Annotated in this window: 14 protein-coding genes; 6 read left to right on the forward strand and 8 right to left on the reverse strand. The window is 41.1% G+C overall.

Going from position 1 to position 15,146, the window contains the following annotated elements:
* Positions 1-14 precede the first annotated feature (14 nt).
* Together ABTV71_RS27970 and miaA are read left to right on the forward strand one after the other, a co-directional pair.
* Positions 15-1,187 carry a Gfo/Idh/MocA family protein gene (locus ABTV71_RS27970; RefSeq protein ID WP_121125458.1) on the forward strand — a complete coding sequence of 391 codons (1,173 nt, stop codon included), beginning with the start codon at positions 15-17 and terminating at the stop codon, positions 1,185-1,187.
* The gene (gene miaA, locus ABTV71_RS27975; protein ID WP_433901794.1) at positions 1,184-2,083 is read left to right on the forward strand and encodes a tRNA (adenosine(37)-N6)-dimethylallyltransferase MiaA; all 900 of its coding nucleotides are present in this window, start codon (positions 1,184-1,186) and stop codon (positions 2,081-2,083) included. Before ABTV71_RS27970 ends, miaA begins: the two co-directional genes overlap by 4 nt.
* A gap of 50 nt (positions 2,084-2,133) precedes the next feature.
* Here miaA and ABTV71_RS27980 read toward each other — a convergent pair whose 3' ends face one another.
* The 5 genes from ABTV71_RS27980 to ABTV71_RS28000 form a co-directional block, all read right to left on the reverse strand.
* Positions 2,134-3,687 carry an Rne/Rng family ribonuclease gene (locus ABTV71_RS27980; RefSeq protein WP_077436961.1) on the reverse strand — a complete coding sequence of 518 codons (1,554 nt, stop codon included), beginning with the start codon at positions 3,685-3,687 and terminating at the stop codon, positions 2,134-2,136.
* A 302-nt stretch (positions 3,688-3,989) separates the two neighbouring features.
* A complete protein-coding gene (locus ABTV71_RS27985; RefSeq protein WP_121125456.1) occupies positions 3,990-4,826 on the reverse strand; it encodes a tetratricopeptide repeat protein in 837 nt (278 codons plus the stop codon).
* A gap of 17 nt (positions 4,827-4,843) precedes the next feature.
* Positions 4,844-5,128 carry an HU family DNA-binding protein gene (locus tag ABTV71_RS27990; RefSeq protein WP_028071165.1) on the reverse strand — a complete coding sequence of 95 codons (285 nt, stop codon included), beginning with the start codon at positions 5,126-5,128 and terminating at the stop codon, positions 4,844-4,846.
* A 247-nt stretch (positions 5,129-5,375) separates the two neighbouring features.
* Entirely contained in the window at positions 5,376-6,422 is a 1,047-nt protein-coding gene (locus tag ABTV71_RS27995) for an aminotransferase class I/II-fold pyridoxal phosphate-dependent enzyme (protein WP_433901795.1), read from the reverse strand.
* A 196-nt stretch (positions 6,423-6,618) separates the two neighbouring features.
* Complete coding sequence (locus ABTV71_RS28000; protein WP_433901796.1) at positions 6,619-7,614, reverse strand: D-2-hydroxyacid dehydrogenase family protein; 996 nt, start codon at positions 7,612-7,614, stop codon at positions 6,619-6,621.
* Between the two features lie 171 nt (positions 7,615-7,785).
* Between ABTV71_RS28000 and ABTV71_RS28005 the strand changes: the two genes are divergently transcribed.
* The 4 genes from ABTV71_RS28005 to ABTV71_RS28020 all read left to right on the forward strand — a co-directional run bounded on the left by ABTV71_RS28005 (position 7,786) and on the right by ABTV71_RS28020 (position 12,710).
* On the forward strand, positions 7,786-9,933 hold the full coding sequence (locus ABTV71_RS28005; protein WP_433901797.1) for a TonB-dependent receptor: 2,148 nt from the start codon (positions 7,786-7,788) through the stop codon (positions 9,931-9,933).
* 144 nt (positions 9,934-10,077) lie between these two features.
* Positions 10,078-10,692: a hypothetical protein gene (locus tag ABTV71_RS28010; RefSeq protein WP_433901798.1), complete on the forward strand. Its 615-nt coding sequence runs from the start codon at positions 10,078-10,080 to the stop codon at positions 10,690-10,692.
* A 7-nt stretch (positions 10,693-10,699) separates the two neighbouring features.
* Positions 10,700-11,767: a sensor histidine kinase gene (locus ABTV71_RS28015; RefSeq protein ID WP_433901799.1), complete on the forward strand. Its 1,068-nt coding sequence runs from the start codon at positions 10,700-10,702 to the stop codon at positions 11,765-11,767.
* 193 nt (positions 11,768-11,960) lie between these two features.
* Positions 11,961-12,710: a LytR/AlgR family response regulator transcription factor gene (locus tag ABTV71_RS28020; protein WP_433901800.1), complete on the forward strand. Its 750-nt coding sequence runs from the start codon at positions 11,961-11,963 to the stop codon at positions 12,708-12,710.
* Between the two features lie 120 nt (positions 12,711-12,830).
* On the opposite strand, the gene ABTV71_RS28025 is transcribed toward ABTV71_RS28020, so the two are convergent.
* The 3 genes from ABTV71_RS28025 to ABTV71_RS28035 all read right to left on the reverse strand — a co-directional run bounded on the left by ABTV71_RS28025 (position 12,831) and on the right by ABTV71_RS28035 (position 15,055).
* Positions 12,831-13,295 (reverse strand): hypothetical protein, encoded by a 465-nt coding sequence (locus ABTV71_RS28025; RefSeq protein ID WP_121125450.1) that lies wholly within the window; start codon positions 13,293-13,295, stop codon positions 12,831-12,833.
* 11 nt (positions 13,296-13,306) lie between these two features.
* Complete coding sequence (locus ABTV71_RS28030) at positions 13,307-13,783, reverse strand: hypothetical protein (RefSeq protein WP_433901801.1); 477 nt, start codon at positions 13,781-13,783, stop codon at positions 13,307-13,309.
* Between the two features lie 141 nt (positions 13,784-13,924).
* Positions 13,925-15,055, reverse strand: a complete 1,131-nt coding sequence (locus tag ABTV71_RS28035; RefSeq protein ID WP_433901802.1) for a hypothetical protein — start codon at positions 15,053-15,055, stop codon at positions 13,925-13,927.
* Positions 15,056-15,146: the final 91 nt, after the last annotated feature.

Genomic DNA, 15,146 nt, shown 5'->3' on the forward strand with positions numbered 1-15,146 from the left:
AAAATAATAACGTTATGAAGAGAAAACTTCGCATGGGTATGGTCGGAGGCGGAAACGACGCCTTTATTGGAGCTGTACACCGCATTGCCGCTTTTATGGATGGAAAGATTGAATTGGTTTGTGGCGCATTTAGCATTGATCCACAGATTTCAAAACAATCTGGAGAAGACCTATTTGTAGCTCCTGAGCGTGTCTATCTAAACTACGAAGAGATGATCGAGAAAGAATCTTTACTCCCTGAGGGGGAACGTATGGATTTTGTAACGATTGTTACTCCAAACTTTCTACATTTTGCTCCTGCTAAATTGGCTATGGAAAAAGGTTTCGATGTTGTTGTTGAAAAGCCAATGACAGTATCTGTTGAAGAAGCAAAAGAATTACAGGAGACTGTAGAACGTACAGGCCGTACATTATGTCTGACACATACCTATTCAGGTTATCCGATGGTAAAGCAGGCCAAAGCGATGGTAAAAGAAGGCCATTTTGGTAAAATAAGAAAAATTGTTGTTGAATATCCACAGGGCTGGTTGAGCCGCTTAACTGAACGCGAAGGCAATGCTGGCGCGGCTTGGCGCGCAGATCCAAAACGCTCGGGCAAGTCGTTGGTCATGGGTGATATCGGTACACACGTAGCTCATCTTGCGGAATATGTTTCGGGATTAAAAATCGAAGAGTTATGTGCTGATTTAACGACATTTGTTGAAGGCCGATTATTGGATGATGATGGCTCCGTATTATTGCGTTTCCAAAACGGCGCCAAAGGTGTATTAATGGCATCACAAATCTCGGCAGGAGAAGAGAACGCTGTTCGCATACGTATTTATGGCGAAAAAGGCGGATTGGAATGGGCCAACGAAGACCCGAACAACCTGATCATCAAAATGCTTGATCAACCTCGCCAGCTGTACCGTACAGGAAATGCATACGCTGCGCCGTATACATTGAGCTCGTTTGCAACGCACAATACACGTGTTCCTGCTGGTCACCCAGAAGGGCTATTGGAATCCTTTGCCAATATCTATCGTAACTTTGCTGCAACAGTTACCGCAAAACGAGAAGGAAGAACTCCAACCGCGGAAGAACAAGACTTTCCAACAGTTTATGACGGGGTCAGAGGTATGGCTTTCATCGATACTGTCGTAAAAAATAATGAAGGAACAGAAAAATGGACTAAATTTGTTCTGTGATAGACAGACTAAAACCTATACTTTCTCTTTTGGAACAACAATCGGTTCCAAAAGAGAAAGTTATTGTTATCCTAGGCCCAACAGCCTCTGGCAAGACCAAACTGGCAGTACAACTAGCCCAACAAATTGATGCCGAAATTATCAGTGCCGATTCCCGTCAAATTTATCGACGCATGGATATTGGAACAGGAAAAGACCTGACTGAATACCAAGGCATTCCATACCATCTCATTGATATACGAGAACCGGGAGCTAAATACAATCTTGGAAATTTTATTGCGGACTTCCATCAAACCCATCAGTCCATTTTAAAAAAGGGCAAGCACACGATCCTCTGCGGCGGAACGGGTTTATATTTGCAGAGTGTTATCCAACAGACACCCTATGCACTAATTCCCAGTATAACAGGCTTCAAAGAGTCTCTCGCCGGGAAGACAACACCTGAATTGATGGAACGGCTGAGCGCCTATGTATGTCCGTTGGATTTTCAGATAGACCATTCCACAAATAAACGTATTGTCCGTGCCATTGAGATACTGGAATTCCTGCAACAGAATCCTGAGTTCAAACCCAAACAGCAAGCTCCAGAAGCTCTTGTCATTGGTTTAAATCCACCATTAGAAAATAGGCGGGAAAGTATTAGTAAGCGATTGAATGAGCGAATCAAAAGTGGTTTTCTACAAGAAGTCGAACAATTACTGACCGAAGGAGTTTCTCATGACCAGCTGCAATATTATGGTTTAGAGTACAAGTATGCCTCCTTATATCTCCTTGAGCAAGTGGATTATACGACCTTTTTCACCAAACTGGAAACAGAAATACACCGGTATGCCAAACGTCAAATGACTTACTTCCGAAAAATGGAAAAAGACGGGATCAAGATCCATTGGATATAAACAAAAAAGGGCTAGTATGACTACTAACCCTTTTCGTTAATCTCTTTCTATTATAACTTGATTTCCTCGTCCTTCGCATTGAAAAAGTGGAATTCAGTTAGATAATATGACGTCATTGGATTTACTTTAATCCATTTACCGTACTTCATAAACCATTTCATTCTTTTAGAAATCAACCCAGACTTAATGTAGGCGTCTATGTACGGGTGAACACATAAGGTCACCTTTTTCTCATTCTGTTCTTGAAGAATAAAACTCAAATTATTTTCAATATCATCCATTAGGACAATGCTTGACCGGATTTCACCTGTACCATCACAAGCCGGACATTTCTCGTTTGTGACAATATTCATTTCAGGTCTTACACGTTGGCGGGTGATCTGCACCAGACCAAATTTACTTGGCGGCAAAATCGTATGCCTCGCCCTATCCGACACCATACATTCTTTTAAGAATGTATACAACTCTTTTCGGTGATTGGGTTTATGCATATCAATAAAATCGATGACTACAATTCCCCCCATATCACGCAGGCGCAGTTGCCGCGCAATTTCCTTTGCTGCTTCCATATTGACCAGCAATGCATTATCTTCCTGATTCTCCTTATTGGCAGAACGGTTACCACTATTGACATCGATTACGTGCAGGGCTTCAGTATGCTCAATTACGAGATACGCGCCGCCGGGCAAAGTAACAGTCTTGCCAAAAGCTGCCTTGATTTGCTTTTCAACTCCGAAATGGTCGAAAATTGGTTCTTTATGTTTGTAAAGCTTTACAATTTTCTCCAGATCCGGAGATATATCGTGTATATATGATTTTGTTTCTTCGAAGATCGAAGGATCATTAACATAAATATGCGAGAACTCATCCGTTAGGATATCCCGTAGAATAGTGGACGCGCGATCCATTTCGCCGAGAACCTTTTGTGGTGGTTCAGCATTACGAAGACGTTTGGTAAACAGCTCCCATTTTGAGATCAGGTCCAATAAGTCGCGTTGCAGTTCTTCAACACCCTTTCCTTCAGAGACTGTACGGATAATTACACCAAAATTAGCTGGTTTAATACCTTCGACAATCTTTTTGAGGCGGTTGCGCTCGTTACTGCCTTTTATACGCTTGGAAATGGAAACAGTACTTGAGAAAGGCACCAAAACGACAAAACGACCTGCAATTGATAGGTCTGAGCTCAGACGAGGTCCTTTTGTTGAGATGGGTTCTTTGGCGATTTGCACTGGCACGAGCATATTTTTGCTCAAGACATCAGAGATCTTACCAGCTTTATCGATATCCTTTTCAAGTTTTAAACTATTGAGCAGTTTTTCTTGATAACTGCCATTCTTTACGATACGCGTAAGCTTTAGCAAAGATTGAACTTGGGGACCCAAATCTAAATAATGTAGAAAAGCGTCCTTTTCGTAGCCTACATCCACGAAAGCCGCATTTAGCCCCGGCATAATTCGCTTAATCCGTCCGAGATAGATATCCCCAACGGCAAAATTGTTATTTGCGGGCTCACGGTTAAGTTCAACGAGCTGCTTGTCCTGTAGTAAAGCAATAGTTACCCCTTTATCAGGAGTCGAATCGATAATTAATTCCTTTACCAAAAGCTACTCATTTTTGATACCTATGCAATATCCTATCGCAATTTTCGGTATCCGATTAAACATTTAAAGAACGTTGTTACGAAAAAAACAATCTACACATCCATAAAGACATGTAGATCGTTTCGTAAAGCTATCTCAGCAAAATGGGCCAAGATGTTTAAAAGCTCATCACAAGATTATTTTTTCTTGTGTCTATTTTTTCTTAAACGTTTTTTACGTTTGTGAGTAGCCATCTTGTGTCTTTTTCTTTTTTTTCCGCTTGGCATAGCTAAATTTTTTAATGATTATAAATAATAAATTAATTACTTGCTCAATTCCGCAATCTTTCGATCGATGAATTGTGATAGGGATGGATCAGCAGCCAGCTCTTTACTTTTTTGAAAAGCAGTGACGGCCTCTTTTTTCATCCCAATATTTTCATAGCCTGTGGCTAAGTAAAAGTATGACTCTGCATCGGGCTTCTGATCGATAACGGTCTTAAAACGCTCGATGGCTTTGTCAAACTGACGGGACTGTAATGAAAACAATCCCAAAGTTTTATTCGCTTCTAAGTTTTTAGGATCAGCAGCAACAACTTCCCGTAATAAAGCAATACCTGCCATTGGGTTGTTTGTTCCTGATACCATTGCGGCACCTAATCCTGTCTTTGCATCCAGACTACTTGAATTCGCTTTTAGCGCTGCCTCATAAGCATGAATTGCATTTTGATTGAGTGCTTGGGCTAAAGTAGAATCTTGCAAATTCGTATAAGCAGCACGATAAGCATTGCCGGCTTTCAACCAATATTCAAATTGAGGGGAAACCTTTGCCATTTCCTCATACACAAATGCTTGAGGGGCTGGTTTTGCGACATCGTCCCACTTATCTGCCAACTGTTGCAACAGCTTTATCTTATCTTCACCAGAAGCTTTTGCAACTTGGGCCTCAATATCGGAAATTTCTTTGACTAAACTAGCATCTAAACCTTGTTTTGTCATCGAAGAGATATTTTCCAAGTTTACTTCATTGGAAGGTTTCGATTCAGATGCTGCAGCAGTTTGTTTTTCTTTGTCCACCAAACCTTTAATAGGCTGCGCAAATAGCACAGCAACCAAGGCTACAACTGCTCCTATGACTATTATCTGTTTGGTTTTTGCCATTTTAATCTATTTTAAGATTATTTATTGCCATTTTTTACTTTCTCTACGAAAATCTTAGCTGGCTTGAAGCTAGGGACAAAATGCTCCGGAATAATGATTGCTGTATTTTTTGAAATGTTTCTTGCAGTCTTCTCCGCTCTTTTTTTGACTACGAAGCTACCAAAACCTCTTACATATACATTTTCTCCTCCGATCATTGCGTTTTTGACAACTTTGAAGAACGCCTCTACGGTCTCTTGAACATCTACCTTCTCTAAGCCAGTTTTGTTAGAGATTTCTGCAATAATTTCTGCTTTAGTCATATCTATTTTACTGTAATTATTTATTTTTCAACCCTTAAGCCAACTAATGTTTGGGGATGCAAAAGTATTGTTTTAAAATGAGGAATGGAAATTATTTAAATACTTTTTTGATAAATAAGCTTCCAAAAGCCAAACATTTACAATCAATTAACGCGATTTCACATCCAACAAATACTGAAATAAATATCAAAAATAAAAACAATTTCCTAATTTACAACAAGTTGATTCATTGGATGTCATAGAAAATTCAAGATATGCCAATTGCATGACTAATACGGTCCAAATCTTCAAATGTATGATGTGCATTGACCACAATCCTATTCAATAAGGAGTCCGTAGGAAGCGGATAGGGGAAACTCGAGACCAGTATACCGGACTCCATCAGCCTTGCATATAGGCTGGTATCCTTGGAAGAAAAGACCGGAAAATTAGCAATGCTATTTAAATATCCATCAGAAAGTGATTCGAAATAACGAATATTTGCCTGCAGTTTTTCAAATTGTGTACGATAGATGTGTTCCCCATTTAAAAAAGCAAAGAGGCTCGCCGGGGAACTGGGGGAGGCCCCCGTATAAAAATTTGATTTCTTAAGCTGTTCAATCCGTTTCGCACTGGCCAAGATCAGCCCTGCATCTGTCGCTAAGCCTTTTGCCAAGGAAGCCACAACAATCAGCTCGATATTTAATCCCAGAAAATCACGCCCGGTTAAAGAAATGCCATTTTCAGACAGTACACCTATACCATGAGAATCATCCAAGATTAAGGCTACTTTCTTCGTTGCCGAAACGTTCCTAAAAATCGAGAAGTCATAGCTTTCTGGAGTCATATTATCCAAGCTATTGCTAACGATAACAAAAGAGGCCGCTCTGGATTGATTGATATACTCGACAGTTCGCAGACCCCAGTCCCTAAAGTCGCCCGTTACAGCAGGATTTACGTCAAGCCATAAAGAGGGGTGGCAGGAAGGAGCGTAAAGCAGCTCACCCTCCTTTGATAACATTTTTACAACAAATTGGGTCGCCAAATAGCCGCTTGACAGCAATAATCCCGACTCAAAATCAAATCGCTGCGCCGCATATTGTTCAGCTTGATCAAATATAGCCTGTTGAACATTATTATTCCGCGAAGTACCGTTATTAACACCATACCGTCTCACTCCCTCAATAAAAAGTTCGGCATATGCTTTATCCGTGGCCAGCCCCAGATAAGAGGTTCCCCCAAAAAAGAGGTACTCCTTTTCATCCAGATATATGGACCGTCCGGTGGGCTGATCAAGTTGTGTGAAATTTTTCATTTTAACCATGGAGTCCCTGCTGCATGCAGGGTATTATAATCAATAATACGCATTTGGATTGGTCTATCAAATTGTAACAGAAACATTCGGTTCTAATTTTCAGCTCCGTTTATGACCAAAGAGTAGCATCACAGGTGTCATTTACTTGCGTCATTTACTCATGAACGAAAAATCCATTAGCACTACAAAAAGCAAGTTAACAGCTCGGGCCGGTCGATCTAGGGTAAGCTTTAAGTACTTCCGGATTGGCGATATGCTGCGGTTTTCCTTGCGCGAAAGCGACAATATTTTCAAAAGCCGGCTTAAACAGCTTTTCGTATCCATCTTCTTCCACATAGCCCAAATGCGGAGAACAGATGACATTTGGCATTTGCAACAATGGATAATTGGGATCGGTGACTGGTTCGGATTCATAGACGTCCAGGCCTGCAGCGCCCGGAGTTCCCATTCGCAACGCGTCCAGCAATGCCCCCTGTTCAACCAACTCCGCACGTGAAGTATTTACAAATAGCGCCGTAGGTTTCATGGACCGTAGGTCTTCCAATTTTACGATACCCCGGGTTTCTGGCACCAATCGTAGGTGCAAGGTTACCACATCCGCAAAATGGAAGAAATCTGATTTACTGGCTGCTGCTAATAGCCCATCCTTCACTGCCTCTTCCCGTGAACGTTCGCTGCCCCAAACGATCACTTCCGCGCCGAATGCTTTGGCATATTGGGCGATCAGCCTACCTATCTTACCGTAGCCCCATATCCCCACTGTTTTTCCTGCCACGGACTGACCGATATTCGTCTGCCATTGCCCCCGTTTCATCGCAGCAATCGCCTGCGGCAGCTTCCTTAAACCATTCATAATTAACAACCAGGCCAGTTCGGCAGGTGCAGTCGGGGCCCCGACACCTTCTGCTACAGCAACCTGATAAGCAGTACAGGCCGCTAGGTCAAGGTGATTGGAAATTTTACCGGTCTGACTGATAAGCTTCAGGTTTGGAAGCTTATCGAGCAGATCCGTAACGATTTTCGTTCGCTCCCGGATTAGCACCAACGCCTCTGTATTTTTAATCTTTTCGGCTAGCAGAGCCGGATCTGTATAGGATTGTTTCAATATCTCAACATCATGACCATCAAGTATTTTGAAACAATCCAACTGTCGGACAGCATCTTGATAGTCATCTAAAATGGTTATTCGCATCTCTATGTGACTTAATTTTCACCGCTCGTCAACACGAGCGGTTCTCATTCCAAGCATTAATTTACAGCATAAAATCGGAATCCGACATTTCATCATCATATTTTGACATTTCATCCACTCTTTTTCTTGAAAGCAAGTGCCCCGTTTCATTTTTGGATAAAAGTCAATAAAATGAAGCTGGTATTAACCTTATTATTTTTAAGTATCACCACCGTTTTCGCTCAGTCTATTCTCAAGGGCAGGATAGTAGAGAAAAACGGTAAACCTATCTATTTAGCCAATGTTTATATAGAAGGTACCTACGATGGGAGTACAACAGACTCGCTCGGAAATTTTACTTTTGAAACCAATGAGCGGGGTGCCAAGACAATCAAAGCGTCAGTTGTAGGTCGTCCACTGTATAGCAAACTCATTGAATTACCACATAAGGAACTTTTGGTTATTCAATTACAGGCCAGCGAGAATCGATTGCAAGAGGTCAGTATTCAAGCCGGAGTCCTTCAAGCCAACAGCTCTGGTAGAAACACCGTGATGAGCCCTTTGGATATTGTCACCACGGCTGGGAGCATGGGCAACATCATTAGTGCCCTGGCAACATTACCGGGTGCACAAGTTGCGGGAGAAAACGGCCGTCTCATGGTTCACGGCGGAGATGCCTCCGAGACACAGACTTACATCAACGGGATACGAGTCGCACAACCCTATACCGCAAGCCCAAATGAAGTTCCTGTCAGGGGTCGATTTTCACCGATGCTCTTTAAAGGGGTGAATTTTTCCACTGGCGGTTATTCTGCGGAATTTGGCAATGCCTTATCCAGCATTTTGGCCCTTAGTACAGAAAACACCATTGAGCAGCCCAAAACAGAAGTTTCCTTATCATCTGTGGGCCTTGGTCTGGGGCATACATTACAATGGGGTAAAAACTCACTGACATTCAACAACAGCTATACAAACTTAAAACCCTATTCAAAAATCATTACCCCCGACATCAAATGGACCAAACCCTATGAAAACGCTTCCGGAGAACTGATCTATCGCCATCAGTTTAGAAAAGGTTTTCTAAATATTTATGGGGCGTACAATTTTGAAAATATGGGGCTTTTTCAGTCCGACATCAATTACGAGGAGCCTATCCCATTGAAAAAGAAGTCCAACAATAGCTACGCCAACATCACCTATAGTCAAGACTTAGGAAATCGCTGGGCATTCAATTCAGGTGTTGGAATAGGCTATCTGACAGACAAGCTTCATTACAGTAACATTTACCTGCCCAACGACGAAAAGAGCCTCCATGTAAAAGGATCCTTAAGGAAAACCTGGAAAAACAGTATAAAAAGCATTTGGGGAATAGAATATTTTGACAACAATTACAAGGAAGAATACCATCGTCAAGAAGTCGCCTACAGCTATGGGTACCATAGCAAAATAACTTCATTGTTTACCGAAACCACTTTTGGCCTATTACCTAACCTTATTGGAAAGATCGGCCTACGGGGGACTACGTCCAATTTACAAAGCAAAAAAACAATAGAGCCAAGGGCATCCTTGGGCTACGCTATGAACAAGTACACCCAGCTCTCGCTGGCCTATGGAACGTTTCATCAACAAGCTCCAAGCCCATTTTTAAAATATGACCCTCAGCTGGATTGGCTAGCCGCCAGACATTATATCGCAAATTACTTTTACGAGAAGGGTGGACATCTCTTGCGTCTGGAAGCCTACCATAAGACATACGACAACCTGATAAAATATAACAGCCAAACAGCAAGGTACGACAGTCAATATGACAACAATGGCAACGGCAAGGTCAAAGGTTTTGATGTATTTTACAAAAACACCAGTAGCGTAAAGAATCTACAATACTGGATTTCATACTCCTACACAGACAGCAAAAGAAATGAAGCGAACTATCCCCATACAGTTACTCCCTCTTATGTTTATAAGCATAGCCTTTTTATTGTTGGAAAATACTGGTTTTCAGGCCTCAGATCACAGCTCAGTTTGACAAATTCGTTTGTTTCAGGAAGAAATTACAACGACCCGAACCAAACCACTTTTATGAATGGCCATACCAAAGGATATAATAATCTATCCATGAGTTGGTCATTCCTCTACAGTCAGCAAAAAATTATCCATTTCTCTGTCAGTAATGTTCTCGGAGCTTCACCGATCTATGGATATCAATATGCAGACCGACCGAATACACAAGGGACTTATGACCGGAGAGCTATTGTGCCTACAGCTAAACGCTTTGTCTTTTTGGGCTATTTCTGGACGATAAGTAAAAATGAAAAAGACAATCAACTGGATAATCTATAACAATCAACAACTCATCATCAAAATATGTCGGTTCATCCAAAAATATTCCCAATTGCAAGCAACTATCCGCAATTTCACTGGAGTTCAACAAGATATGAACCAGCTATAGAAGAATCAAAAATGTTAACCACTAAACGAAAAATCATGAAATCAATTATTATCGCCATTATCTGCTTCATAAGCAGCAGCACATTTGCACAAAGTAACTACGAAAAAAGTATGGGGCAAGCCATGGGCTTATGGCAGTCCGGGGAGATACAGAAAGCCGCTGCACTCTTAGAACGTATTGCCCAAGCCGAAAAAGACAATTGGATCCCGACCTATTATCAGGCAATGATCCTGACGACAGCCGCTTTTAGGGAAAAGGACAAAGAAGCGCAGACAAAATACATACAATCTGCCGAAGACATTCTGAATAACAGTATGCAGGACAATAACTCGGAATGGCTCGTATTGCGAGCCATGAATAAAACTGCATTAATGGTAACCGATCCCATGACAAAAGCCAAGGAGCTATCACCGATCATCATTGGTTTGTATAAAAAAGCATTGGCAATCACACCCAGTAATCCACGAGCGGTGTTGGGGCTGGCAGAATTCCAGATGAACGCCAAAAAATATTTCAATCAGGACAGCAGTAAAGAATGCGAGGATGTCAAGAAAGCGGTATCTTTATTCAATGAAGAAAAGCCTGCTGCTCCCTTTGCACCTTCTTGGGGTAAAGATCGGGCAGAGCAGATACTAAAAGCGTGCAAATAATATTGCTGTGAAAAGATTCCCAATTAGACCCATTATTCAGGCCATATTAGCAAGTGTGGTTGTTTCCACCTATTTTGTCGTGGTGGCCAAGCTCGATCATAAAGACATCCCTTTACTATCCATCATCTTGCATCCTAATATGGCAAGAGGTTTATTGTATGGATTTATTCTTTTTCTGGGTCATGGTTATTTATCAAAGTGGGTCACAAAAAAATATCCAAGCAGTAAGGCTTTTAAAAAGAAGATGATTGCTTTTTATAGTCTCAGTTTCATCTTGACCATACTGGTGGTTTTTTTAGTAAATGCTTTTTTTTCCGGCCTGTTTATCCCGACCGGATCTAAAGACTTTCTCCAACGCTTCAATCATTTTATTAATCAACAGCGTGTTGCTTACTACTTTCAACTTGCGATTATCTCCTGGTTCATTTCAATGCTGTTTTTTGGTTTCTATTTTTATAAAAGGTTCAAAGATTACCAGATTAAAGAATCGGAACAGGAAAAACAACAGATCACAGCACAGTTCGAATCTTTAAAAAACCAATTGGATCCCCACTTTCTGTTCAACAGCTTAAATGTGCTGAATGGACTAATCGAAGAAGATCCCAAAAAGGCAAGCCTGTTTACAACGGACCTTTCAAGGATATACCGCTACGTACTGGAACATAAAGACAAGAGTCTTGTTAGCTTACAGGAAGAGCTGACCTTTTCAAAAGCCTACTTGAATCTCTTGAATCTGCGGTTTGAAGCAGGCATCCAGATTGATTTGCATATCCATCAAGACGAGAGCAGTGGTTGTATTTTACCGCTTTCTCTCCAATTGCTCATCGAAAATGTAGTAAAGCACAATATTATTTCGTTAAAGAGTCCACTGATGTTGAAGATTTATCGTAAAAACGATTATTTATATGTCGAAAACAATCTCCAGAAAAAGAAAGTATTCAACAGCACCCCTGGCATCGGTTTAAAAAATATCCAGGAACGTTATGCATTACTGTCCGATCAACCAGTTTACATTCAGGAAAGCGTTGATTTGTTTTCTGTGGGGCTGCCGATTATTGCCGAAACAGTAGCATGAAAGCCAGCTAGTTCAAAAACAAGTCAATGCCAGTAGTATTTGATGACAAGGATCAATCCGGTCCAAGAGACCATTAAATAAAACAAAGAAAATACCAGTAGCAATTAAATGTCATAAGCAGGCAGGTATGACCTGAATGCGAAATAAATAAACCACTCAGGGATCAGACGATCAATGGGAACGAAAATATCCAATGAAAATATTAATTATAGAAGACGAACTTCCCTCCGCAAGATTGCTCCGAAGAAAATTGGAACGGCTCGGTTACACGGTAGCAGCAACACTGCAGACCGTTGAAGAATCGATTGAATGGTTTAGGTCAAATGCCGAACCTGATCTACTTTTTATGGACATTCAACTTGCTGATGGCATATCGTTTGAAATCCTCGAACAGGTAAGACCTAGCTCGGCTATCATTTTCACGACAGCGTATGATGAATATCTATTACGGGCATTTAAACAAAATAGCATTGATTACCTGTTAAAGCCGATTGAAGATGAAGAACTGGAAAATGCGATTGAAAAGTTTCTGCAGTTTCGGCGCCCAGTCTCTCCATTTGATCTAACAACTTTTGAGACATTATTTAAAAATACCACTCAAACATTTAAGGAGCGTTTTACCATCAGGATCGGCCAAAACCTCAAGATTGTAACCAGCCAGCAGATCGAGTGTATCTACAGCGAAAACAAAGGGACCTACCTGTATACCAATGAAAATGGGAATTACCTATTGGACCAAACCTTAGATGCTTTGACGCCACAATTGTCACCCAAAGACTTTTTCAGAATAAACCGAAGCAACATTGTTCAATTTAATGCCATCAAAACTATTGCGATACATTCCAATGCCAGATTGAAAATATACCTCAACCACTACGAATCTGACGAACTTATCGTTTCGAGGGAGAAAGTCGCTGCTTTCAAAAATTGGCTCGATCAATAACCTCGGGTTGAGCGTACACTTCACTATCCATGAAGTTATTAAATTACATGCAAGTGATCCAGGATCAAGTCATCGAGCAAGCATCTGCCGGCTAGGAAAAGGCAGATATAATGGTAGCGGTTACATATTGAGCCTATAGTTCAGCGGAATACTAAATCTCAGGGATACAGCAAACCCCTTCATTGGACGATAATCTTTTTTGTCTTTGATGGAAAAGCCATATCCAAAATCGATATCCAACAGTGTCGCCAAGCTGGCCCCGACTTTTGGAGTGAAAGTATACGGGGTCACCTCCGCACGTACAAATGGTGTTAATACATACGTTTGCGGATAATAGGTTAACGCTGCTTCTGGAATAACAGCAAATTTCTTTTGTGTCCAGGTAAAGTTGGCTGTGGCATCCGCCCGCAAGATATTATCACCTAAAAATGGAAATGCAAAATAGGCTCCTGTTTTAACGATGCTTCCTTTTTGGAACTGGTAGCTCAGTGTTGGACCGATCAAATGATCTTGTGCAGTGGCCTTTCTTCCAAATGCAAGCAATATGATCATACAGGTTATCCAAAGTGTATTTCTATTTTGCATGGTTCATCATTTTAATAGAGATGAAAATTCAAGGGGATATTCACTCCCACAGATACCGTAAAACCATCTATAGGCTTAAAATTCTTCTTTGTGTTATAATCAAAGCCATAGCCTATACCCAAGTCGACGATAGAAAACAAACTTGCGCCAACTTTAGGCGTTATCGTATAAGGAGTCAGCTCGGCCTTTACAAAAGGAAACAGTACAAAGTCATTCAGATAATAGGTAAAGCCCACCTCCGGAACCACTGTTGTCCGGTTCTCCATCCAACTAAAATTGGCACCAGCATCTATTTTCATATACTGAAAATCGTTTGGGGCAAATAAACCCCATCCTGAAACTTTTAAGAAATTGCCACTTTGGTATTGATACCCTACCGAAGGTCCCCAGATCCATCTATTGTGTTCTTTCCAAGATTTATCTTGTGCCTTTACGAGGAGAAAAGAACAACATAGCACAGCAAATAACAGTAGTGTTTTTAGTTTCATTCAGCTAAATTACAAACTATAATCTATTTTATGGAATACAACAGGTGCGTCCCAGAATAGTTTTACTTAAAACAGAAAAATAGTGTTCATGCAGTCTGATATTCGCAAATTGAATCGGCAAAACTCCCTCTTTGGCACCGACTAAGGTTTAAGCAACTTGATTCTAATAAACTGAGATCTTTCACTCAAACTTCCTTCCTCGCCCCAATAACCATTCACGTGGTTGGCAGCGGTATAGATATACCCATCTTTACCCCAGAACATCAGTTCCTCTTTCCAGGTCGGCATCCATTCTTTAAAACTAACTGAAAGCATTGGGATCACTTTTCCCTGTTTCACGTGGAAGACTTGCAGATCACCTGTTGATTCATAGGGATCAGCATGCAACGTCATCAAATATTTTTTATCCGCGGAAAAGAAAGGATAATCGCCGCATTCCACAATAAGATGACCATCCTGCCGATCAAAAAGGCGTACATCAGCACTTTCCCAATAGTTGCCCGCGACGGCAAAAGCATTCAGAAAATCGTAATGCCCCATATACGAATAGCGAGATTCCAGCTCATTATCTATATCCTTATCTGTAAATGTCAATTTTTTTCCGTTTGCCAATGGCAATTCCAAAATCTTTCCGTTTTTAATATATGAAAGTGTGTCTTTGATCAGATAGTCTTCTGCCGTATTTCGAGCGGCCAAAAAAGTTTGCTCATCTATTAATTCCAAAAAGAGATGCTGATCCAAAGGATGCCCTTTTTCGTAATAGTTTTCCTTTCCGTTCACCCTCTGTGAGACAATAATATTTAAATCTTTGGGTGATATTGTTATTTTATCCTGCTTACCCAATTTAGATTTCGCCACATATCCTTTTTCCCATTGTGTTACATCATTGGCTTCACCATTGGGGCCTTTATAATCCCGTTGTATGCGATCCATCACTGCAAGCCATTCCCCCTCTTCACCGATCACGTCCAGTTTTGTCCCATACGGATATTTTCCAAGCGCCGGAGCATTGTCATCTGCCCCCTGACGCAAAACCACGCCTGCACGGTCGATCACATACAGATTTTTCAAGACCTTCGTCTGATCATAATTGATCGGCAAGGGCGGAAACTTCTCCGCTACCGCGGTATCTTTGATCGCACTCACATCCATTTGCACCGAATCCGCCTTCTGGATAACTTTCTTTTTTGCTCCGTCACCACAGCTTAACATTCCCATCAAAATAGTACTTCCGACAAGCATATACGCAGGTAAAAATAACAGTCTTTTCATATAGGTGAAGATAGCGATTCCTGTGCCGAAAAAAAATACTGGTATTCAGGGGTTCTCCCATATTGCTATAAATTCGGAAACGTCCATATAC

The organism is Sphingobacterium puteale (assembly GCF_050986225.1).
Lineage (GTDB): Bacteria > Bacteroidota > Bacteroidia > Sphingobacteriales > Sphingobacteriaceae > Sphingobacterium > Sphingobacterium puteale.